This is a genomic window from Pseudomonas sp. RtIB026 (assembly GCF_016861355.2).
Classification (GTDB): Bacteria; Pseudomonadota; Gammaproteobacteria; order Pseudomonadales; family Pseudomonadaceae; genus Aquipseudomonas; species Aquipseudomonas peradeniyensis.
Window position 1 is genome coordinate 4,648,988 of the sequence record NZ_AP023348.2, and the last position, 20,719, is coordinate 4,669,706.

A 20,719-nucleotide genomic window follows, 5' to 3' on the forward strand; every position below is an offset into this window, starting at 1 on the left:
GTCTGGCCTGCTTTTGATGGCGGATGTCCAACAGATGGGGGCAGCCCCGACTATTTCAAGGGCTTTTCCGGTTCGATCTTGAAATGCGCGCGCGCCGTGGCGATCGGCGTGTCGCGATCGCCCTGCCAGGCGGTGATCGCCACGTTGGTCACCCGCCGCCCCTGGCGCCACAGCTGGCACTGGGCATAGGTGTCGCGAAAATACCCGGCGCGCAGGTAGTCGATGGAGAAATCGATGATCTTCGGAATACTCGCGCTCTCGCTGTAGATCAGCAGGTAGAGCGCCGCGGACAGCTCCATGAACCCGGCGATGACGCCACCATGGATCGCCGGCAGCAACGGATTGCCGATGTTGTCGGGGTTGGCCGGCAGGCGGAACAGCAGGTCGTCGCCCTGGCGCTCGCATTCGATGCCGATCAGCCCGGCATACGGGATCAACGCCAGCAGGGGCTGGTAGTCGCCGCGGGCATGGGCCTGGTTCAGCTGTTGACGGATGTCGGCAGGAATCACGCGCGGCCCTCCTTGAGGCTGTTGCCGAAGCGGATGCCACCCTTGACGTCCTGCCCCAGGCGCATGAAGGTACCGACCACCTGGCAGATCGGCTGCGCAGGGTCGTCCTGGTAGGCGGTGCCACGGGTAAAGATGACATCGCGGGTTACCCGGTAGCACTGGGCGTAACCGTAGATATCCTTGCCCGCCTCGGCTGGGTGCATGTAATCGATGCGCAGGTCCAGGGTCGGGCACACTTCGAAACGGGGCAGCGCGCAGAGCGTGGCCATGCCGCAGGTGGTGTCCATCAGCGTGGTCAGCACGCCGCCATGCACCGCGCCGTTCTGCGGATTGCCGACAATCGCCGGCTGCCAGGGCAGCACCAGCGTCATGCCGTCGGCATCGGCGTGGTGCACGCGCATCTGCAATACCTGGCAATGTTTCAGCGCCGAGAGAAAACGCTCGGCCATCGCCATCAACTGCGTCTCGTTCATTGTCCCTCGCTGCATAAAATGGATAAAAAGTCTATATAGGTCGGGCAGTTATATATCTGTAACCTTTGTGGAACTTATTCGTACCCGGCGAACTCGAAGGTACAAGTAAAGTTATTCCACCCAGGAGAAACACCCCATGCGTAAACCTTTTGCTTTTGCTCTGATGCTGGCCGCTGCCATGGGCCTGGCTGCTTGCGATAAAGCGAGCGAAGACAAAGCCCAGGACGCACAGCAACACGCCGAGCAAGCCCAAGAGAAGATGGGCGAAGCTCAGGATAAGATGAACGAAGCCGCCAAGGAAAACGCCGAAGCCGCCAAAGATCAGGCCGAAGCGCAGCAGAAGGCCGCCGAGGAAGCCGCGCCGACTACCCCAGCGCCGACCACTGCACCTGCCGAACCTGCCAAGCAGTAATCGCGCAGTACAAAAAAACCCGACAATGTCGGGTTTTTTTGTACCTGCGTTTAACGCTGAAAGGCTTCAGCCGGCAATACCGGAAGTGTCCTTGCCTGGCTCTACCGACACACTTTCGGTCGGTGTGAACACCATCACTTCCAGCACATGGGAATGGAACTCGCGGCGATACAGGATGAATACAACGCCGACGCTCATGACCATGAACAACCAGGGGCTGATGAACCAGCTCAACATGGCCATGCCGAAGTAATACGAACGCAACCCCAGGTTGAACTGGTTGGCGGCCAGCGACAGTACTCGTGCGGCCCGAGAGGCGAAAGCCTTGCGTTCGAGTTCGTTGACCAGACGCTCGCCGATCATCGGGGCCGAGCCCACCAGCACCGCGGCGAAGTTGTATTGGCGCATGCACCAGCTGAAGGTAAAGAAGGCGTAGACGAATACCGTTGCCAGGCACAGCAGCTTGATTTCCGACATGCCTTGCGAGGCCTGCTGTACCAATGGCAGGTCGGCCAGCAGCGACAGCGCCCGATCCGATGCACCGAGCACGGTGAGGATACCGGCGAGGATGATCAGGGTACTGGAGGCGAAGAACGACGCGTTGCGCTCCAGGTTGCCGATCACGCTGGCATCGGCGATGCGGTTGTCGCGCAGCAGCATGCGGCGCATCCAGTCTTCGCGGTACAAGTGCAGCACGCTGGCCAGGCACGCCGTGTCGCGACCTTTCCAGATGGCGTAGCGGGTGTAGCCGCCCCAGCAGATGGCGAACCAGCAGGCGGCCAGGAGGTTGCCCAGGTTGTTTTGGATGAAGCTCATGCAGGAATCCCGTGAAAGAGAAACAGACCGGTTTTCGACGTCCGGATTCGCCATAAGACACATGTGCGCCATTTTTGGCTTTTCCTGCACTGGCCTCTTCGCGGGTAAACCCGCTCCCACAGGGATCGCACGGTGCTTGTGGGAGCGGGTTTACCCGCGAAAGGGCCGGCACAGGTAATAAAAAACCCCGCTCCTTCACAGGAAGCGGGGTTTCGATATCCACCTTGGTCAGGCGCCCTTCGGCTTGTGGCCAGCGCCCTGCCCTTCAGGTTTCAATCCATCAGGCCAGCGCCTCGCGCGGCTTGCCCAACATGCGGTCGAAGACCACGGCGGCGGCCAGGGTGACCACCGAAGGCACCAGCCAGGCCATGCCTTCGTTGCTGAACGGCAGATGGGCCAAGGCGTCAGGCAGTACGTGGGCAAAGCTGCTGCCCTTGATCGCATCGACAACGCCGAACACCAGCGACACCAGCATGACCGGGGCCAGGATGCGGGTTGGCGAATTCCACAGGTCCTTCACGAAGCTCAGGCCCACGACCACGATGCACGGCGGGTAGATCGCCGTCAGCACGGGAATCGAGAACATGATCAGCTTGGTCAGGCCCAGGTTGGAGATCACCAGCGAGAAGCCGGCCAGGATCACCACCAGGGTGCGGTACGACAACGGCAGGATCTGGCTGAAATACTCGGCGCAGGCGCAGGTCAGGCCAACGGCGGTCACCAGGCAGGCCAGGGCGATCAGCACGGCGAGGAAGCCGCTGCCCAGGGAACCGAAGGTGTGCTGCACGTAGGCATGCAGGACCATCGCGCCGTTGGTGGCGTCGGCGGCGATGTCATGGCTGCCCGCGCCGAGGCGGAACAGGCTGACATACACCAGCACCAGGCCGACACCGGCAATCAGGCCGGCGATGATGGCATAGCGGGTGATCAGCTTCGGCGACTCGACGCCACGTGAGCGGATGGCGTTGACGATGACGATACCGAAGACCAGGGCGCCCAGGGTGTCCATGGTCAGGTAGCCATCGGAGAACCCTTTGGAGAACGCAGCGGCGGCGTAGGCAGGCTGGGCCTCGCCAATGGTGCCGGCCGGCAGGGCGAAGGCCGCGATGCCCAGCACCGCCAGGGCGATGATCTTCAACGGCGCGAGGAAACGGCCCACGGTGTCGAGCAGCTTGCCCGGGTACATGGACACGGCCAGCACCACGGCGAAGTACACGATGCTGTAGATAAGCAGCGCCGTCGGGCTCTCGCCGGTCAGCGGTGCAACGCCCACTTCGAACGACACGGTCGCGGTACGCGGAGTGGCGAACAGCGGGCCGACGGAGAGGTAGCACACGGCCGCCAGCAGGCCACCGAAGAACTTGCCGATCGGGCTGCTCAGGGCGTCCATGCCGCCACCGACCTTGGCCAGGGCGATGACGGTGATGACCGGCAGGCCTACGGCGGTGACCAGGAAGCCGAGTGCGGCCATCCATACGTTCGGGCCGGATTGCAGGCCGACGATGGGCGGGAAGATGATGTTGCCGGCGCCGACGAACAGCGCGAACGTCATAAAGCCAAGTGCCAGGATATCCTGGCCTTTTAACACTTTCATTTAAGGAAATACCACACTGCTGAAATCGGGAGTCGGAGGGGATTTCCCATAGGATGAAGGGAAATGCTGCCCGGCTTGGTGAGCCAGACCCGTTTAGCGTGTCGTTCCCTTTTGGGGTACGGGCACAGAGTGAACGCGTAGCCTACCTGTTTTGCCTGACAAACGCACTGGCACAGTGCTGCTTGTCCGATGTGCGTATGTGTTTGTCGTCTGGTTGAACGTGTTAGGCGACAATTTATTGCTCATTTGGGTAGATGTCTGGTTGAAAATCCTGATTGAGGTGATCGAATTTTCCCCATCACCTGTGCCGGCCTCTTCGCGGCTAAACCCGCTCCCACAGGGGTTGTGTGATGCCCTGTGGGAGCGGGTTTACCCGCGAAGAGGCCGGCACAGCCGCAACAACGACAAAGGCCACCCGAAGGTGGCCTTTGTGCGCGTGGGGGGTACTGCGTGTTACTTACTTCTTGACTTCCCAGCCAGTCAGCTCGGCCAGGGCCTTGCCGATGTCAGCCAGGGAACGCACGGTTTTAACACCGGCGTCCTGCAGGGCGGCGAACTTCTCGTCCGCAGTACCCTTGCCACCGGAGATGATGGCGCCAGCGTGGCCCATGCGCTTGCCCGCAGGTGCGGTAACACCGGCGATGTAGGAAACGACAGGCTTGGTCACGTTGGCCTTGATGTAGGCCGCGGCTTCTTCTTCAGCGGAACCGCCGATCTCACCGATCATGACGATCGCTTCGGTCTTTGGATCTTCCTGGAACAGCTTCAGGATGTCGATGAAGTTGGAGCCCGGGATCGGGTCACCGCCGATGCCGACGCAGGTCGACTGGCCGAAGCCGGCGTCGGTGGTCTGCTTCACAGCTTCGTAGGTCAGGGTGCCGGAACGCGAAACGATACCGACCTTGCCTGGCAGGTGGATGTGACCCGGCATGATGCCGATCTTGCACTCGCCCGGAGTGATCACGCCTGGGCAGTTCGGGCCGATCAGGGTCACGCCCAGCTCGTCGCACTTGACCTTGGCGTCCAGCATGTCGAGGGTAGGAATACCCTCGGTGATGCAGACGATCAGCTTGATGCCACCGAAGGCGGCTTCCAGGATCGAGTCCTTGCAGAAAGGAGCCGGTACGTAGATGACCGACGCGTCAGCGCCGGTGGCTTCTACAGCTTCTTTCACAGTGTTGAACACCGGCAGGCCCAGGTGGGTGGTGCCACCCTTGCCCGGGGTGACGCCGCCGACCATCTTGGTGCCGTAGGCGATGGCTTGTTCGGAGTGGAAAGTACCCTGCGAGCCGGTGAAGCCCTGGCAGATGACTTTGGTGTCTTTATTGATCAGGACGCTCATTACTTGCCCTCCGCAGCTTTGACAACTTGTTGAGCAGCGTCGGTCAGGCTGGTTGCCGCAATGATGTTCAAACCGCTTTCTGCCAGTACTTTAGCGCCCAGTTCGGCGTTGTTGCCTTCGAGGCGAACGACAACCGGAACCTTGACGCCGACTTCTTTCACAGCGCCGATGATGCCTTCGGCAATCATGTCGCAGCGAACGATGCCGCCGAAGATGTTGACCAGGACGGCCGCGACATTGCTGTCGGACAGGATGATCTTGAACGCTTCGGTAACGCGCTCTTTGGTAGCGCCGCCGCCCACGTCGAGGAAGTTGGCTGGCTTGCCGCCGTGCAGGTTGACGATGTCCATGGTACCCATGGCCAGGCCGGCACCGTTGACCATGCAGCCGATGTTGCCTTCAAGGGCAACGTAGTTCAGTTCGAACTTGGCGGCGTGGGCTTCACGGGCGTCGTCCTGCGACGGGTCGTGGAAGGTCTTCAGCTTCGGCTGACGGTACATGGCGTTGGCGTCGATGTTGATCTTGGCATCGAGGCAGTGCAGATCGCCGTCGGCCTTGATCACCAGCGGGTTCACTTCCAGCAGGGCCAGATCGTGATCCTTGAACAGCTTGGCCAGGCCTACGAAGATCTTGGCGAACTGCTGAACTTGCTTGCCTTCCAGGCCCAGCTGGAACGCCAGCTCGCGACCCTGGAACGGCTGAGCGCCGACCAGCGGATCGATGGTGGCCTTGAGGATCTTCTCAGGAGTGTCGTGAGCGACTTTCTCGATGTCCACGCCACCTTCGGTGGAAGCCATGAACACGATGCGGCGGCTCGAACGATCGACTACAGCACCCAGGTACAGCTCTTTGGCGATGTCAGTGCAGGATTCGACCAGGATCTTGGAAACTGGCTGACCATTGGCGTCGGTCTGGTAGGTAACCAGGTTCTTGCCAAGCCACTGGGCAGCGAACGCCTTGGCGTCTTCCTTGCTGCGAACCAGCTTGACGCCGCCCGCTTTACCGCGACCACCCGCGTGAACCTGGGCTTTTACAACCCACTCGGAACCGCCGATCTTGTCGCAGGCTTCTGCTGCAGCTTCAGGGGTGTCGACTGCGAAACCCTTGGAAACTGGCAGGCCGTATTCAGCGAACAGCTGCTTACCCTGATACTCGTGAAGATTCATGCTTTTTACCGTCTTCGTTAGGTACTGCGCTTCGGCGCTGCGCCATTACTGGCGCCGCACCACCTGTGACCGTTGACCCCGGGTTTTCCCATGTGATCCGGTCCGGCGGACGTTCCGCGGTGAGTCTTGCACGCAAGACCCACGACGGGCAGACCGCCGTGGTTTCTTATAATTAACGCTTCTTACGGTTGGCGACGTGAATGGCACCGCCATTCACCGCCAGCGCTGCTTCATGCAACGCTTCGGACAGGGTCGGATGGCTGAAGACCATCATGCCCAGATCCTCGGCACTGGTGCCGAATTCCATTGCGATCGCGCCCTGCTGTACCAGTTCGGCAGCCGACGGGCCAATCACGTGAACACCCAGGACGCGGTCGGTCTTGGCGTCGGCGATGACCTTGACGAAACCACCGGTATCGTTGGCTGCCATCGCACGGCCGCTGGCCGCGAACGGGAAGGTGCCTACGTTAACCTCAACACCCTCGGCCTTCAAGGCTTGTTCGGTCTTGCCGACCCACGCGATTTCCGGGTGGGTGTAGATGACCGACGGGATCAGGTCGTAGTTCATCTGGGCCTTGTGGCCCTTGATGCGCTCGACGACCATGATGCCCTCTTCCGAGGCCTTGTGCGCCAGCATCATGCCGCGCACCACGTCACCGATGGCGTAGACGCCCGGAACGCTGGTGGCGCAGTGGTCATCGACGAAGATGTAGCCACGCTCGTCGATGGTCACGCCGCTGTCGGCGGCCAGCAGGTCGGTGGTCACCGGACGACGGCCGACCGCGACGATCAGCTTGTCGAAGGTGATCTTCTGCTCGCCTTCGGCGTTGGTGTAGGTGACTTCGACTTCGTTGCCGTTGACTTTCGAGCCGGTGACGCGAGCGCCCAGCTTGATGTCCAGGCCTTGCTTGGTCAGGGTCTTCTGGGCTTCTTTCGACACGGCGGTGTCGGCAGCCATCAGGAAGGTGTCCAGGGCTTCCAGGACGGTGACTTCGGCACCCAGGCGAGCCCATACCGAGCCCAGCTCCAGGCCGATCACGCCGGCACCGATGACGCCCAGGCGCTTCGGTACGCTCTGGAATTCCAGGGCGCCGGTGGAGTCGACGATGACGTTCTGGTCGACCGGGGCCGGCGGAATGTCGATCGGACGCGAACCGGAGGCCAGGATCACGTTCTCGGCTTCGATGACTTCGGTGGTGCCGTCAGCCTTGGTGACTTCGACTTTCTTGCCGGCCAGCAGCTTGCCGTGGCCCTGGATCGAAGTGACGCCGTTGGCCTTGAACAGGGTGGCGACGCCACCGGTCAGGTTCTTGACGATGCCGGCCTTGCGGCCAACCATCGCGGCAACGTCCATCTTCACTTCACCAGTGGAGATACCGTGCACGTTGAAGCTCTCTTTGGCTTCCTTGTACTTCCAGGAGCTGTCCAGCAGCGCCTTGGACGGAATGCAACCCACGTTCAGGCAGGTGCCGCCCAGGGCCAGCTTGCCCTCGGCGTCGGTGTATTTCTCGATACAGGCAGTCTTCAGACCGAGTTGGGCAGCCTTGATGGCGGCAACATAGCCGCCAGGACCTGCACCAATCACCACTACGTCGAATTTCTGGGTCATAAAAGATTCCTTATCAGCTACAAGCTACAGGCCGCCTACCGCACGGCCCCGCCTCTTGCGAAGAGCGGGGCCGGCGGCGCGCGGCTAGTTGATTAGATGTCCAGCAGCAGGCGAGACGGATCTTCCAGCAGGTTCTTGATGGTCACCAGGAAGGTTACCGCTTCCTTGCCGTCGATCAGGCGGTGGTCATAGGACAGCGCCAGGTACATCATCGGGCGGATCACCACTTGGCCATTGATGGCCATCGGGCGCTGGATGATGTTGTGCATACCCAGGATCGCGGCCTGCGGCGGGTTGACGATCGGGGTCGACATCATCGAGCCGAAGGTACCACCGTTGGTGATGGTGAAGGTACCGCCAGTCATCTCTTCGATCGACAGCTTGCCGTCACGGGCTTTCTTGCCGAAGGTGGCGATGCCGTTCTCGATTTCGGCCAGGCTCATCGATTCGGCGTTGCGCAGCACCGGTACCACCAGGCCACGGTCGCTGGAGACGGCGACGCCGACGTCAGCAAAGCCGTGGTAGACGATGTCGTTGCCGTCGATCGAGGCGTTGACCGCCGGGAAGCGCTTCAGCGCCTCGGTGGCCGCCTTGACGAAGAACGACATGAAGCCCAGGCGCACGCCGTTGTGGGTCTTCTCGAACAGGTCCTTGTACTTCGAACGCAGGGCCATGACTTCGGTCATGTCGACTTCGTTGAAGGTGGTCAGCATGGCCATGTTCGACTGTGCTTCGACCAGACGCTCGGCGATCTTGGCGCGCAGGCGGGTCATCGGCACGCGCTTCTCGGTGCGGTCGCCAGCGGCGACGACGACCGGGGCAGCGGCAGCGGCGGCCGGCTTGGCAGCCGGTGCAGCGGCAGGGGCCGACTTCTTGTTGGCGACGGCAGCGACGACGTCTTCCTTGGTGATGCGACCGCCCTTGCCGGTGCCGGCAACGGTAGCCAGGTCGATGCCGTTCTCTTCAGCCAGCTTGCGCGCGGCTGGAGCGGCGACCGGGTCGTCTTCGCCAGCATCGGCGGCAGCGGCGGCCGGAGCAGCAGCGGCAGGCGCGGCAGCCGGAGCTGCGGCGGCGGCGCCACCTTCAACGATCGAGCCCAGGACTTCGTCGGACAGGACGGTGTCGCCCTCGCCCTTGACGATGGCGCCCAGCACGCCGTCGGCGGTGGCCAGGACTTCCAGGACGACCTTGTCGGTCTCGATGTCGACGATCAGCTCGTCACGCTTGACGGCGTCGCCCGGCTGCTTGTGCCAGGTGGCAACGGTGCCATCGGCAACCGATTCCGGGAAGGTTGGGGCTTTGATCTCGATAGCCATTATCTGTGTTTCCTTAAATTCGGTTTCAGGTGCGCGAGGCGTTAGACAGTGAAGGCGTCTTGCAGCAGTTTTTCCTGCTGTTCGGCGTGCTTCGATGCGTAACCACAGGCTGGCGCGGCGGAAGCGTCGCGACCGGCGTATTCCAGGACCAGCGCCTTGTTGTGGCGACCCAGGATACGGCGCATGTGGTGCTGGCTGCTGTACCAGGCGCCCTGGTTCATCGGCTCTTCCTGACACCACACTGCGTGCTTGAGGTTGGTGTAAGGCGCGAGGATTTCGACCAGGTCGTCCTCAGGGAACGGATACAGCTGCTCGATACGCACGATGGCGATATCTTCGCGGCCTTCGGCACGGCGTTTTTCCAGCAGATCGTAGTAGACCTTGCCACCGCACAGGACCAGGCGCTCGACCTTGGCCGGATCCAGGGTGTCGATTTCCGGGATCACGGTCTGGAACGAGCCATCGGCCAGGTCTTCCAGGGTCGAGATGGCCAGCTTGTGGCGCAGCAGCGACTTCGGCGTCAGCACGACCAGCGGCTTGCGCAGCGGGCGGATGACCTGGCGACGCAGCAGGTGGTAGATCTGTGCCGGGGTGGTCGGCACGCAAACCTGGATGTTGTGCTCGGCGCACAGCTGCAGGTAGCGCTCCAGACGCGCGGAGGAGTGCTCCGGACCCTGGCCTTCATAGCCGTGCGGCAGCAGCATGGTCAGACCGCACAGGCGGCCCCACTTGTGCTCGCCGCTGGTGATGAACTGGTCGATCACCACTTGCGCACCGTTGGCGAAGTCGCCGAACTGGGCTTCCCAGATCACCAGCGCGTTCGGCGTGGTGGTCGAGTAGCCGTATTCGAAGGCCAGTACCGCTTCTTCCGAGAGGAAGGAGTCGTACAGGTCGAAACGCGGCTGGCCCGGGAACAGGTTCTTCAGCGGCACGTAGGTGCTGGCGTCCTTCTGGTTGTGCAGCACCGCGTGACGGTGCGAGAAGGTGCCACGGCCGATGTCCTGGCCGGTCATGCGGATCGGGTGACCTTCGAACTGCAGGGTGGCGTAGGCCATGGTCTCTGCATAACCCCAGTTGATCGGCAAGCCACCGGCCTGCATCTTCTGACGGTCTTCGTAGATCTTCGCGACCTGGCGCTGGACGACGAAACCTTCAGGCAGCTCGAGCAGCTTGGCCGACAGCTCCTGCAGGGTCTTGAGGTCGAAGCGGGTGTCGTGACGCGCGGTCCAGGCGTGACCCAGGTACGGACGCCAGTCGACGAACAGTTCGCGGTTCGGCTCCTTGACCAGGCTCTTGACCACGTGCAGGCCGTTGTCCAGCGCGTTGCGGTACTCGTCGATCTTGGCCTGGGCGCGCTCGGCGTCGATGCGACCGGCGCTGATCAGCTGCTCGGCGTACAGCTCACGGGTAGTACGCTGCTTGCTGATCTGCTGGTACATCAGCGGCTGGGTGCCGTTCGGCTCGTCGGCCTCGTTGTGGCCGCGACGACGGTAGCAGACCAGGTCGATGACCACGTCACGCTTGAACTGCATGCGGTAGTCGATGGCCAGCTGGGTGACGAACATCACCGCTTCCGGATCATCGCCGTTCACGTGCAGGATCGGCGCCTGGATCATCTTGGCAACGTCGGTGGCGTACTCGGTGGAGCGCGCGTCCAGCGGGTTGCTGATGGTGAAACCGACCTGGTTGTTGATCACGATGTGCACGGTGCCGCCGGTCTTGAAACCGCGGGTCTGCGACATCTGGAAGGTTTCCATGACCACACCCTGGCCGGCGAACGCTGCGTCACCGTGGATGGAGATCGGCAGAACCTTGTCGCCAACGGTGTCGTTGCGGCGATCCTGGCGGGCGCGAACCGAACCTTCCACCACTGGCGAGACGATTTCCAGGTGGGAGGGGTTGAACGCCATGGCCAGGTGGACTTCGCCACCAGGGGTCATCACGTTGGAGGAGAAGCCCTGGTGATACTTCACGTCACCGGAGCCCAGCTCGTTCATCTTCTTGCCTTCGAACTCGTCGAACAGCTCGCGCGGGTTCTTGCCGAAGGTGTTGACGAGCACGTTGAGGCGGCCACGGTGGGCCATGCCGATCACGACTTCCTTGGTGCCGTAGGAACCGGAGCGCTGGATCATTTCGTCCAGCATCGGGATCAGGCTTTCGCCACCCTCGAGGCCGAAGCGCTTGGTGCCCGGGTACTTGGTGCCCAGGTACTTCTCCAGGCCCTCACCGGCCGTGACGCGCTCGAGCAGGTGAGCCTGCACGTCGGCGGAGAATTCCGGACGGCCACGTACGCTTTCCAGGCGCTGCTGGAACCAGCTGCGCTGCTCGGAATCGACGATGTGGGTGAACTCGGCGCCAATGGTGCGACAATATGTCTTCTGCAGCGCTTCGAAGATTTCGCGTAGGCTCGCTTCCTCTTTGCCGATGAACAGGTCGCCGGCACGGAAGGTCGTATCAAGATCGGCATTGGTCAAGCCGTAGTGATTGATCGACAGGTCTACGGGCGCAGGACGCTGCCACAACCCCAACGGGTCGAGCTTGGCAGCCTGATGGCCGCGCATACGATAGGCCTGGATCAGTCGCAGCACTTCAACCTGCTTCTTCTCGTGTTCACTGCTCACGCTCCCGGCGGATACCGGTTGGGCGCGGCGCTGGTTCTTTGCCAGCAGTACGAAATGGTCGCGGATCGTCGAGTGCGATACATCGGTAGCGGTGCTGCCGTCGGCGGGCAACTTCTGGAAGTAAGTGCGCCACTCTTCTGGCACAGCGTTAGGGTCGTGCAGGTAGAGCTCATAAAGCTCTTCCACATATGCAGCGTTACCACCTGAAAGGTGGGCGCTATCCCACATGCGCTGCATCACGCTTTCTTGCATGCTTGGTCACCCTCGGTTAGGGGACTGATCGGCGAGAGCCACAGCAAACCTGGAAAAGTCCGAACACAGCGACTGAACCACGCCACCTGGATCCTGCTGATTTTCCGGGTACCAGCCCGGAAGCCCCTGCTGGTCTCATATCTTCATAGGTAATGAGCGCGGGCTTTTTGGGCCCTTGCTCGGGTTTTACCTCAGTGCGGGCTCACCACCCGCACCTCGGCTTACTGCAGGTACAACGCTTTGAATCAGGTGCCGCTTTGCAGCAGCATGTTACGTACGTGGCCGATTGCCTTGGTCGGATTCAGACCTTTCGGGCAAACGTTCACGCAGTTCATGATCCCGCGGCAGCGGAATACGCTGAACGGGTCATCCAGGGACGCCAGGCGCTCCTGAGTCTTGGTGTCACGGCTGTCGGCCAGGAAGCGGTAGGCCTGCAGCAGCGCGGCGGGGCCCAGGAACTTGTCCGGGTTCCACCAGAACGACGGGCAGGAGGTCGAGCAGCAGGCGCACAGGATGCACTCGTACAGACCGTCCAGCTTGTCGCGATCTTCCGGCGACTGCAGACGCTCGATGGCCGGGGCCGGCGTGTCGTTCTGCAGGAAAGGCTTCACCTTCTCGTACTGCTTGTAGAAGATGCTCATATCGACCACCAGGTCACGAATGACCGGCAGGCCAGGCAGCGGACGCAGGACCAGCTTGTTGCCCTTGACCACACCCGACAGCGGGGTGATGCAGGCCAGGCCGTTCTTGCCGTTCATGTTCATGCCATCGGAACCGCACACGCCTTCACGGCAGGAGCGACGGTACGAGAAGCCCTCGTCCTTTTCCTTGATCAGCGCCAGCACGTCCAGAACCATCAGGTCCTTGCCGCCGGTATCGACGTCGAACGACTCCATCTTGGGCGCCGAGTCGGTGTCGGGGTTGTAACGATAAACTTCGACTTTCAACATAGCAGCCACCCTTAGTAAGTCCGGACTTTTGGTTCGAAGGCAGGAACTGTCTTCGGCGCAAAGTTGACGCCACGCTTGGCAACGCGCTTCTCACCCGGGTAGTACAGGGTGTGGCACAGCCAGTTCTCGTCGTCACGGTCTTCGAAGTCTTCACGGGCGTGCGCGCCGCGGGACTCTTTACGGGCTTCAGCGGCAATGGCGGTCGCTTCAGCGACTTCCAGCAGGTTCTGCAGCTCCAGCGCTTCGATACGCGCGGTGTTGAAGGCCTGGGACTTATCGTTGATCTTGACGTTGGCGATGCGGTCACGCAGGCCAGCCAGCTGCTCGATACCCTTCTGCATGTATTCGCCGGTACGGAATACACCGAAGTAGTTCTGCATGCAGCTTTGCAGTTCGCGCTTCAGGCTTGCCACGTCTTCACCGCTGGTACGCTCATTGAGCTTGTTCAGGCGGTTCAGGGCAACATCGACGTCGGTGTCGCTGGCATCGCGGTACTCGACGCCTTCGGTCAGCGCCTTTTCCAGGTGCAGGCCGGCGGCACGGCCGAACACCACCAGGTCGAGCAGCGAGTTGCCGCCCAGGCGGTTGGCGCCATGGACCGATACGCACGCCACCTCACCGACCGCGAACAGGCCCGGAATGATGTGGTCCTTGCCTTCGGCGTCCATGGTGATGGCCTGGCCATGAATGTTGGTGGCAACGCCGCCCATCATGTAGTGGCAGGTCGGAACGACCGGGACCGGCGCGACCACAGGGTCGACATGGGCGAAGGTCTTGGACAGCTCGCAGATACCTGGCAGGCGGCTGTGCAGCACTTCCTCGCCCAGGTGATCCAGCTTCAGCAGCACGTGGTCCTTGTTCGGGCCCACGCCGTTGCCGGCGATGATCTCTTTGACCATGGAACGGGCAACCACGTCGCGGCCAGCCAGGTCTTTCGCGTTCGGCGCATAACGCTCCATGAAGCGCTCGCCGTGGGCGTTGATCAGGTAGCCACCTTCACCACGGCAACCTTCGGTTACCAGTACACCGGCGCCGGCGATGCCGGTCGGGTGGAACTGCCACATCTCGATGTCCTGCACCGGTACACCGGCACGCAGCGCCATGCCGATACCGTCGCCGGTATTGATCAGGGCGTTGGTGGTGGAGGCATAGATACGGCCCGCACCGCCAGTCGCCAGCACGGTGGCCTTGGACTTGATGTACATGGTTTCGCCGGTTTCGATGCAGATCGCGATCACACCGACGAAGGCGCCGTCCTGGTTCTTCACCAGGTCGACGGCGTAGTACTCGTTGAGGAAGGTGGTGCCTGCCTTCAGGTTGCCCTGGTACAGGGTGTGCAGCAGCGCGTGACCGGTACGGTCGGAAGCGGCGCAGGTACGGGCGGCCTGGCCACCTTTACCGAAGTCCTTGGACTGGCCACCGAACGGACGCTGATAGATGCGACCGGTCTCGGTACGCGAGAACGGCAGACCCATGTGGTCCAGCTCGAAGACCGCGGCCGGGCCTTCCTGACACATGTACTCGATCGCGTCCTGGTCACCGATGTAGTCGGAACCCTTGACGGTGTCGTACATGTGCCAGCGCCAGTCGTCATTCGGGTCGGCCGAAGCGATGGCACAGGTGATGCCGCCCTGGGCGGAAACGGTGTGCGAACGGGTCGGGAACACCTTGGTGACTACGGCAGTCTTGTGGCCGCCTTGAGCCAGCTGCAGCGCTGCGCGCATGCCAGCGCCGCCGCCACCGATAATGATGGCGTCGAAGGAAATCGTAGGAATGTTAGCCATGAATCAGATACCCCAGAGAATCTGCACACCCCAGACGAAGTAAGCGAACATCGCTACGCCGCATACCGCCTGGAACAGGAAACGAATCGCAGTCGCCGACTTGCCGAACGCCATCGGCGTCAGGTAGTCGGTGGCAATGGTCCACATGCCGACCCAGGCGTGGGCGCCCAGGGCAACGAGGGCCAGCAGACTGAAGATGCGCATCGCGTTGTTGGTGAACAGAGCGTGCCACTGGGCGTAGTCGATGCCCGGGTGGGCGGCGAGGTAGCCGATCAGGAAGATGAAGTAAGCCGCGAGAACGACCGCCGAGACGCGCTGCGCCATCCAGTCGTAGAGGCCCGAACGCGACAGGTTCGTGACGTTAGTTACCATACCCAAACTCCTGCCAGAACGATCAGCACCACGGAGATGACGATCACGATTTTCGAGCCCAGCTTGCCGCCTTCCAGCGTCTCACCGATGCCCATGTCCATGATCAGGTGGCGCACACCTGCCACGAGGTGATACAGCAGGCCGGACAGCAGGCCCCAGGTCACCAGTTTGGCCAGCGGACTGGTCAGACACGCCTTCACCTCGGCAAAGCCTTCCTCGCTACCCAGCGACTTGCCCAGTGCGTAAAGCATGATGGCAAGGCCGAGGAACAGGATGACGCCGGAGATACGGTGAAGAATGGACGTGTACGCGGTGATCGGGAGTTTGATGGTCCTTAGGTCTAGGTTTACAGGTCGTTGGCTTTTCACGGCTTTTTTCACACTGAAGAGCCCCTAGCTAACAGGGCAAAGTTGTTGGTAAGTGTACTGGTCAGGTACCCACCACCCAGGAGAGCGACGACACCCAGCAGGGCGGGCTTGAAAGCCCCTGGGAGTCGGCTGCCGAGTATAGACAGTTAGGCTGCTTATGACAACGTGAGGGGCTCGCCCAAATAGCGCATTGCCTTTAGTGAACAAAAGGCGTAAACGGGCGAGAATTTCGTGAAAAACCAGGCTTCAAGGGGCGTTTCAACCAGCCTTTAGGCAAATTGACATTCGAATTTATCCCTCTATAGTGGTGCGGGCCCTGCGTGGGGGGTCTGTCTGATGATTTCAAGCATTAATAGGAGGCCACATGGCTGACAAAAAAGCGCAGTTGATCATCGAGGGCGCTGCCCCCGTCGAGCTGCCCATTTTAACCGGCACCGTTGGTCCCGATGTTATCGACGTCCGCGGGTTGGGGGCATCCGGCCACTTCACCTTCGACCCCGGCTTCATGGCGACCGCCTCGTGCGAGTCGAAGATCACCTATATTGACGGCGACAAGGGCATCCTGCTGCACCGCGGCTACCCGATCGAACAGCTCGCCGAACAGTCGGACTACCTCGAGACCTGCTACCTGCTGCTCAACGGCGAACTGCCGAATGCCGAGCAGAAGGCCCAGTTCGTCAGCACCGTGAAGAACCACACCATGGTTCACGAGCAGTTGAAGTCGTTCTTCAACGGCTTCCGCCGCGACGCCCACCCGATGGCGGTGATGTGCGGCGTGGTCGGCGCCCTGTCGGCGTTCTATCACGACTCGCTGGACATCAATAACCCGCAGCACCGCGAAATCTCCGCGGTGCGCCTGGTCGCCAAGATGCCGACCCTGGCCGCGATGGTCTACAAGTACTCCATGGGCCAGCCCATGATGTACCCGCGCAACGACCTGTCGTACGCGGAGAACTTCCTGCACATGATGTTCAACACCCCGTGCGAGATCAAACCGATCAGCCCGGTGCTGGCCAAGGCAATGGACCGGATCTTCATCCTCCACGCCGACCACGAGCAGAACGCCTCCACCTCCACCGTGCGCCTGGCGGGCTCCTCGGGCGCCAACCCGTTCGCCTGTATCGCCGCCGGCATCGCCGCACTGTGGGGCCCGGCCCACGGCGGCGCGAACGAAGCGGTACTGACCATGCTCGATGAAATCGGCGATGTCTCGAACATCGACAAGTTCATCGCCAAGGCCAAGGACAAGAACGACCCGTTCAAGCTCATGGGCTTCGGTCACCGCGTGTACAAGAACCGCGACCCGCGCGCCACCGTGATGAAGCAGACCTGCGACGAAGTCCTCAGCGAACTCGGCATCAAGAACGATCCGCAGCTGGAACTGGCCATGCGCCTGGAAGAGATCGCCCTGACCGATCCGTACTTCGTCGAGCGCTCGCTGTACCCGAACGTCGACTTCTACTCGGGCATCATCCTCAAGGCCATCGGCATTCCGACCAGCATGTTCACCGTGATCTTCGCCCTGGCACGCACCGTGGGCTGGATCTCGCACTGGAAGGAAATGCTCTCCAGCCCGTACAAGATCGGCCGTCCGCGCCAGCTGTACACCGGTTACGAGCAGCGTGACATCGTTGAGCTGAAGGACCGCAAGTAAGCCTCTTGGCTGAACGCAAAAAGGCTGCCCTCGGGCAGCCTTTTTTGTTCCGGCCTATATACCCTTCCCCTGTGTAGGAGCGGCCTTGCCGAGGCGTCGGACCGGCCGGAAAGGGCTGCACAGCAGCCCCAGGATCTCGTGTCAGACTCAGAATCGCCGGGGCTGCTACGCAGCCCTTTCGCGGCACAAGGCCGCTCCTACAGGGAACAGGCCAGCCAGCCTTTAGTTCTTCTCCGCGCGCTCTTTCAACCCCTTCAGGGTATTGAACGGCGCATCGACCACGAACTTGTTGGCCACCATCGCCGGCACGCTACCACCCGGCTCGGTGTGCACCTGGTAGATCACCTCGGTGCTGTCACCCTTGGGCACCAGTTTCCAGAAACCCTGCACCTGGGCCACCCGCACGAAACCATCGGTCTCAGGCAGGTACTTGGGCTGCCCCTCGAGCTTGCGGGTCAGGCTGCCATCAGCCTCCTGGACCGTGGTCACATGCAGGATCGAATCCCGCGGCGTCACCGGCCAGGGCGTGTTGAACTGGGTGTAGGTCCAGCTCTGGTCGCCTTCGCTCTTGAGCAGCTTCTGCGACTTGCACTCGTGGATCCAGGCACAGGCCCCCACCACGTCTTCCTGCAGCGCCTTGACCTTGGCCAGCGGCGCCTTGATCACGGTCACGCCGCGATAGGCCTTGTACTTCGAGCCGGCCACCTCGCTGAGGGAAACCTTGATCCCCTCCTCGTCCTTGGCCACCTGCCAGTTCTCGGCCCAGGCCGTCGGTGCCAGCAGGACGCCCATGCCACACAGCAGTGCAATACCTTTGATCGATCTCATCATCTTGTTCCTTGTTGTCGAAGATCCAACCTGTCACGCCGCCGTCATCTGCTCCAGCCACCCGATGATACGGATGGCCTCGTCACGATCGTTGCCACAGATGTCCGCTTCCGCCTTGAAGCCACCACACACCTGCGGCCGCTCGGGCCTGCCGAACAGCGCACAGAGGTTTTCGACATTCAGGTGCAGGCAGCGTTCGCCGGCCGGCTTGCCCTGCGGCATGCCAGGGATCGGCGAACTGATGGACGGGGCGATGCAGCAGGCACCGCAGCCCTCGCGGCATTTCATGACAACAGGTCTCCCAGGAGCAAAACGGGACGAACGTCCCTGGATACTAACCGCTCAAACATATGTTTGAAATTGCCGGACGGATGAAATCACCCATGACCCGGCAGTCAGTTGCGGAATTCGAATTCGATGGCTGCGCCCTCCACGTCCCGCCGACTGTCGTTGCGCAGCTGCAACTGCATTTCGTTGCTGATCAGCCGGCCGTTGAGCTGGAACGGACTGCTGTCGGATTCGGGCTTGGTGGGGAACATCGAGGGCAACAGCGGCTTGCGCACCACCGGCCCGTCGCCGAGGTCCGGCTCGAGATGCTTGACCATGTCCCTGGGCAGGCTCAGGTCGATCTTCGGCTGGGGCAGCGGTTTGGCGACGGCCTTGCTGACAGCCCTGGCCTTCGGCTTGGGCTTGGGCTTCGCCTTGGTTACCGGCTTGGCCTGCGGTTTGGCAGGGGCCTTGCTGGACGCCTTGTTCGCCGGTTTGTGCACACCCTGCGCCTTGGCCGCCGGTTCGGCAGCCTGCACCGCACCGACCGACAGCCAGGGCAAGGCGAAACACAGGGCGATGACGAGAGGACGAAACAGATTCATGGGTACCAGGAACGCAAGCAGTAAAGCGCGTATGCTCCCTGTTCCCGGCTCGTCTGACAAGCCTACAACAGCATGCCGTTCGATTCCCGGCACAATTGCTGGGCCAGCAACCCCAGCGTCATCACTGCACGCTCAGCCTCCCGATTCCAGGGAATGCCGCAATTGAGCCGGATACAGTGGTTGAACTGCTCGGTATTGCTGAAGATCAGCCCGGGGGCAATGCTGATGCCCTGCTCCAACGCCCGCACATGCAGTTCCTGGGTATTGACCCGCCCCGGCAGACTGACCCAGAGAATGAAGCCACCGGTGGGCCGGGTCATCTGCGTGCCTTCCGGGAAGTGCTGCTGCACCGCCAGCTGGTAGGCGCTGAGGTTCTTGCGGTATTCCTGTCGGATGAAGCGCAAATGCCGATCGTAGCCACCATTCTCCAGGTAGGCGGCCACCGCCATCTGCGTGACGCTGCACGCCGAGTGGGTAGTGAAGGTCTGCAGTCGCTGGATCTCGTCCTGATAGCGCCCGGCGATCATCCAGCCGACCCGCACTCCCGGCGACAAGGTCTTGGAGAAGCTCGAGCAGTAGATCACCCGGTCCAGCCGATCGAACGCCTTGAGCGACTTGGTGCGCCCTTGCTCGAACATCAGCTCGCCGTAGATATCATCCTCGACAATCTGGATGTCGAAATCCGAGGCCAGGCGCAGCAACTGTTTCTGCCGCTCTTCGGGAATGGTGCCACCCAGCGGGTTGCTCAACCGCGCCGTCAGCACCAGGGCCTTGATCGACCACTGGTTGGCGGCCAGTTGCAGGGCCTCCAGGCTGATGCCGGTGGAGGGATCGCTGGGGATTTCGATGACCTTGAGCCCGAGCAGGTCCGCCAGTTGCAGCAGCCCATAGTAGGTAGGCGATTCGGCGGCGATCAGGTCGCCCGGCCGGGTCAGGACCCGCAGCGACATCTGCAGGGCATCGACGCAACCATGAGTCACCACCACTTCACGGGGATCGACCAGTACACCAGCATCGCGCATGCGGATGGCGATCTGCCGGCGCAGCGGCTCGAAGCCGGGGCTGAACATGTAGCTGAAGGCACGCGGGCTATGGAAGCGCGTCACCTTGGCCAACTGCTGGTGCAGGGCGCGCACGGGCAAGTAGTCGACATGGGGCACCGCCGCGCCGAAGGGAAAGACGCCATCGCGGCGCGCCTCAACCAGTACCTGCTGGATAATGCTCGCCCGGGTGACCAGCCCGGGGCGCTCGACCCGGGCGATATCCGGGGTCTGCGCCGTCAGCGCCGGAGTCTGGTGGACATAGTAGCCCGACTGCGGGCGGGCACGGATCAGGCCCTGGTCCTCGAGATTGGCATAGGCCTGCAGCACGGTGGCGTGGCTGACATTGAGCTGGGCGCTCATCTTGCGTACCGACGGCACCCGTTCGCCCGGCTGGTAGACACCCCGGCGGATGTCGTCGGCCAGTTGCTGGGCGATACGCTGGTACAGCAGCAGGTTGGTCATGGCGTGTTCTCGAAGCGCGGACGGGATCGTTGTTCTTGTGCGACTCACTGCCGAGGCAGAATACCGTAACAGTTGCGAAGTGTACTGGGACAGATCGCAGGATAGTCAACAATACAGTTGCGTGACAGAGAAACGATCGATGTTTGAGTCGGCGCGCCGACGAACGCACAGAGTGGTGACGCTGCCCGCCGTTGCCGTTGCCGATCGAGAGTCTAGCGCCACACCCAGCTAGCGACAGCTGCGCCAGTCCAGGCGCCGCCCGTACCTTCGCGACTT

At 61.9% G+C, this 20,719-nt stretch carries 19 protein-coding genes; 2 read left to right on the forward strand and 17 right to left on the reverse strand.

Features of this window, described 5'->3' with window-relative positions; translation table 11 throughout:
- Positions 1–50: 50 nt before the first annotated feature.
- Both PRtIB026_RS20845 and PRtIB026_RS20850 read right to left on the reverse strand, forming a co-directional pair.
- Positions 51–509, reverse strand: a complete 459-nt coding sequence (locus PRtIB026_RS20845) for a PaaI family thioesterase (RefSeq protein ID WP_203651819.1) — start codon at positions 507–509, stop codon at positions 51–53.
- Positions 506–982 (reverse strand): PaaI family thioesterase, encoded by a 477-nt coding sequence (locus PRtIB026_RS20850; protein WP_203651818.1) that lies wholly within the window; start codon positions 980–982, stop codon positions 506–508. Before PRtIB026_RS20850 ends, PRtIB026_RS20845 begins: the two co-directional genes overlap by 4 nt.
- A 136-nt stretch (positions 983–1,118) precedes the next feature.
- On the opposite strand from PRtIB026_RS20850, the gene PRtIB026_RS20855 reads away from it, so the two are divergent.
- Positions 1,119–1,394, forward strand: a complete 276-nt coding sequence (locus PRtIB026_RS20855) for a hypothetical protein (RefSeq protein WP_050706517.1) — start codon at positions 1,119–1,121, stop codon at positions 1,392–1,394.
- Positions 1,395–1,460: 66 nt separating this feature from the next.
- Here the strand turns inward: PRtIB026_RS20855 and PRtIB026_RS20860 are convergent, their stop codons facing one another.
- From PRtIB026_RS20860 to sdhC, 11 genes are all read right to left on the reverse strand, one after another.
- Positions 1,461–2,210: a DUF599 domain-containing protein gene (locus PRtIB026_RS20860; RefSeq protein ID WP_203651816.1), complete on the reverse strand. Its 750-nt coding sequence runs from the start codon at positions 2,208–2,210 to the stop codon at positions 1,461–1,463.
- 280 nt (positions 2,211–2,490) lie between these two features.
- Complete coding sequence (gene brnQ / locus PRtIB026_RS20865; RefSeq protein ID WP_110739479.1) at positions 2,491–3,804, reverse strand: branched-chain amino acid transport system II carrier protein; 1,314 nt, start codon at positions 3,802–3,804, stop codon at positions 2,491–2,493.
- A 457-nt stretch (positions 3,805–4,261) separates the two neighbouring features.
- A complete protein-coding gene (sucD, locus tag PRtIB026_RS20870) occupies positions 4,262–5,146 on the reverse strand; it encodes a succinate--CoA ligase subunit alpha (RefSeq protein WP_004376004.1) in 885 nt (294 codons plus the stop codon).
- On the reverse strand, positions 5,146–6,312 hold the full coding sequence (gene sucC, locus PRtIB026_RS20875) for an ADP-forming succinate--CoA ligase subunit beta (protein ID WP_023629628.1): 1,167 nt from the start codon (positions 6,310–6,312) through the stop codon (positions 5,146–5,148). The genes sucD and sucC overlap by 1 nt, the downstream gene beginning before the upstream one ends.
- A gap of 172 nt (positions 6,313–6,484) precedes the next feature.
- Positions 6,485–7,921 carry a dihydrolipoyl dehydrogenase gene (gene lpdA, locus PRtIB026_RS20880; RefSeq protein WP_028690460.1) on the reverse strand — a complete coding sequence of 479 codons (1,437 nt, stop codon included), beginning with the start codon at positions 7,919–7,921 and terminating at the stop codon, positions 6,485–6,487.
- Between the two features lie 92 nt (positions 7,922–8,013).
- Entirely contained in the window at positions 8,014–9,237 is a 1,224-nt protein-coding gene (gene odhB, locus PRtIB026_RS20885) for a 2-oxoglutarate dehydrogenase complex dihydrolipoyllysine-residue succinyltransferase (RefSeq protein WP_110739477.1), read from the reverse strand.
- Positions 9,238–9,278: 41 nt separating this feature from the next.
- On the reverse strand, positions 9,279–12,110 hold the full coding sequence (locus PRtIB026_RS20890; protein ID WP_186734737.1) for a 2-oxoglutarate dehydrogenase E1 component: 2,832 nt from the start codon (positions 12,108–12,110) through the stop codon (positions 9,279–9,281).
- Between the two features lie 245 nt (positions 12,111–12,355).
- Positions 12,356–13,060 carry a succinate dehydrogenase iron-sulfur subunit gene (locus PRtIB026_RS20895; RefSeq protein WP_012315348.1) on the reverse strand — a complete coding sequence of 235 codons (705 nt, stop codon included), beginning with the start codon at positions 13,058–13,060 and terminating at the stop codon, positions 12,356–12,358.
- Positions 13,061–13,071: 11 nt separating this feature from the next.
- Positions 13,072–14,844 (reverse strand): succinate dehydrogenase flavoprotein subunit, encoded by a 1,773-nt coding sequence (gene sdhA, locus PRtIB026_RS20900; protein WP_023628895.1) that lies wholly within the window; start codon positions 14,842–14,844, stop codon positions 13,072–13,074.
- A 3-nt stretch (positions 14,845–14,847) separates the two neighbouring features.
- On the reverse strand, positions 14,848–15,216 hold the full coding sequence (gene sdhD, locus PRtIB026_RS20905) for a succinate dehydrogenase, hydrophobic membrane anchor protein (protein WP_023628896.1): 369 nt from the start codon (positions 15,214–15,216) through the stop codon (positions 14,848–14,850).
- Positions 15,210–15,596, reverse strand: a complete 387-nt coding sequence (gene sdhC / locus PRtIB026_RS20910; protein ID WP_011534755.1) for a succinate dehydrogenase, cytochrome b556 subunit — start codon at positions 15,594–15,596, stop codon at positions 15,210–15,212. Before sdhC ends, sdhD begins: the two co-directional genes overlap by 7 nt.
- Before the next feature lie 352 nt (positions 15,597–15,948).
- On the opposite strand from sdhC, the gene gltA reads away from it, so the two are divergent.
- A complete protein-coding gene (gene gltA / locus PRtIB026_RS20915) occupies positions 15,949–17,238 on the forward strand; it encodes a citrate synthase (RefSeq protein WP_203651814.1) in 1,290 nt (429 codons plus the stop codon).
- 222 nt (positions 17,239–17,460) lie between these two features.
- Here the strand turns inward: gltA and PRtIB026_RS20920 are convergent, their stop codons facing one another.
- The 4 genes from PRtIB026_RS20920 to PRtIB026_RS20935 form a co-directional block, all read right to left on the reverse strand.
- A complete protein-coding gene (locus PRtIB026_RS20920) occupies positions 17,461–18,069 on the reverse strand; it encodes an START domain-containing protein (RefSeq protein WP_420713590.1) in 609 nt (202 codons plus the stop codon).
- Between the two features lie 30 nt (positions 18,070–18,099).
- Positions 18,100–18,354 (reverse strand): YkgJ family cysteine cluster protein, encoded by a 255-nt coding sequence (locus PRtIB026_RS20925; protein ID WP_203651810.1) that lies wholly within the window; start codon positions 18,352–18,354, stop codon positions 18,100–18,102.
- A gap of 107 nt (positions 18,355–18,461) precedes the next feature.
- A complete protein-coding gene (locus tag PRtIB026_RS20930; RefSeq protein ID WP_203651808.1) occupies positions 18,462–18,938 on the reverse strand; it encodes a hypothetical protein in 477 nt (158 codons plus the stop codon).
- 62 nt (positions 18,939–19,000) lie between these two features.
- Positions 19,001–20,443: a PLP-dependent aminotransferase family protein gene (locus tag PRtIB026_RS20935; protein ID WP_203651806.1), complete on the reverse strand. Its 1,443-nt coding sequence runs from the start codon at positions 20,441–20,443 to the stop codon at positions 19,001–19,003.
- Positions 20,444–20,719 lie beyond the last annotated feature (276 nt).

Coding starts and splice junctions, on each gene's coding strand:
- PRtIB026_RS20930 (WP_203651808.1), bottom strand. CDS start 18,938: ATGAATCTGTTTCGTCCTCTCGTCATCGCCCTGTGTTTCGCCTTGCCC.
- sdhD (WP_023628896.1), bottom strand. CDS start 15,216: ATGGTAACTAACGTCACGAACCTGTCGCGTTCGGGCCTCTACGACTGG.
- PRtIB026_RS20855 (WP_050706517.1), top strand. CDS start 1,119: ATGCGTAAACCTTTTGCTTTTGCTCTGATGCTGGCCGCTGCCATGGGC.
- PRtIB026_RS20920 (WP_420713590.1), bottom strand. CDS start 18,069: ATGATGAGATCGATCAAAGGTATTGCACTGCTGTGTGGCATGGGCGTC.
- sdhA (WP_023628895.1), bottom strand. CDS start 14,844: ATGGCTAACATTCCTACGATTTCCTTCGACGCCATCATTATCGGTGGC.
- gltA (WP_203651814.1), top strand. CDS start 15,949: ATGGCTGACAAAAAAGCGCAGTTGATCATCGAGGGCGCTGCCCCCGTC.
- PRtIB026_RS20935 (WP_203651806.1), bottom strand. CDS start 20,443: ATGACCAACCTGCTGCTGTACCAGCGTATCGCCCAGCAACTGGCCGAC.
- brnQ (WP_110739479.1), bottom strand. CDS start 3,804: ATGAAAGTGTTAAAAGGCCAGGATATCCTGGCACTTGGCTTTATGACG.
- sucC (WP_023629628.1), bottom strand. CDS start 6,312: ATGAATCTTCACGAGTATCAGGGTAAGCAGCTGTTCGCTGAATACGGC.
- PRtIB026_RS20860 (WP_203651816.1), bottom strand. CDS start 2,210: ATGAGCTTCATCCAAAACAACCTGGGCAACCTCCTGGCCGCCTGCTGG.
- odhB (WP_110739477.1), bottom strand. CDS start 9,237: ATGGCTATCGAGATCAAAGCCCCAACCTTCCCGGAATCGGTTGCCGAT.
- PRtIB026_RS20895 (WP_012315348.1), bottom strand. CDS start 13,060: ATGTTGAAAGTCGAAGTTTATCGTTACAACCCCGACACCGACTCGGCG.
- PRtIB026_RS20890 (WP_186734737.1), bottom strand. CDS start 12,110: ATGCAAGAAAGCGTGATGCAGCGCATGTGGGATAGCGCCCACCTTTCA.
- PRtIB026_RS20850 (WP_203651818.1), bottom strand. CDS start 982: ATGAACGAGACGCAGTTGATGGCGATGGCCGAGCGTTTTCTCTCGGCG.
- lpdA (WP_028690460.1), bottom strand. CDS start 7,921: ATGACCCAGAAATTCGACGTAGTGGTGATTGGTGCAGGTCCTGGCGGC.
- PRtIB026_RS20925 (WP_203651810.1), bottom strand. CDS start 18,354: ATGAAATGCCGCGAGGGCTGCGGTGCCTGCTGCATCGCCCCGTCCATC.
- sucD (WP_004376004.1), bottom strand. CDS start 5,146: ATGAGCGTCCTGATCAATAAAGACACCAAAGTCATCTGCCAGGGCTTC.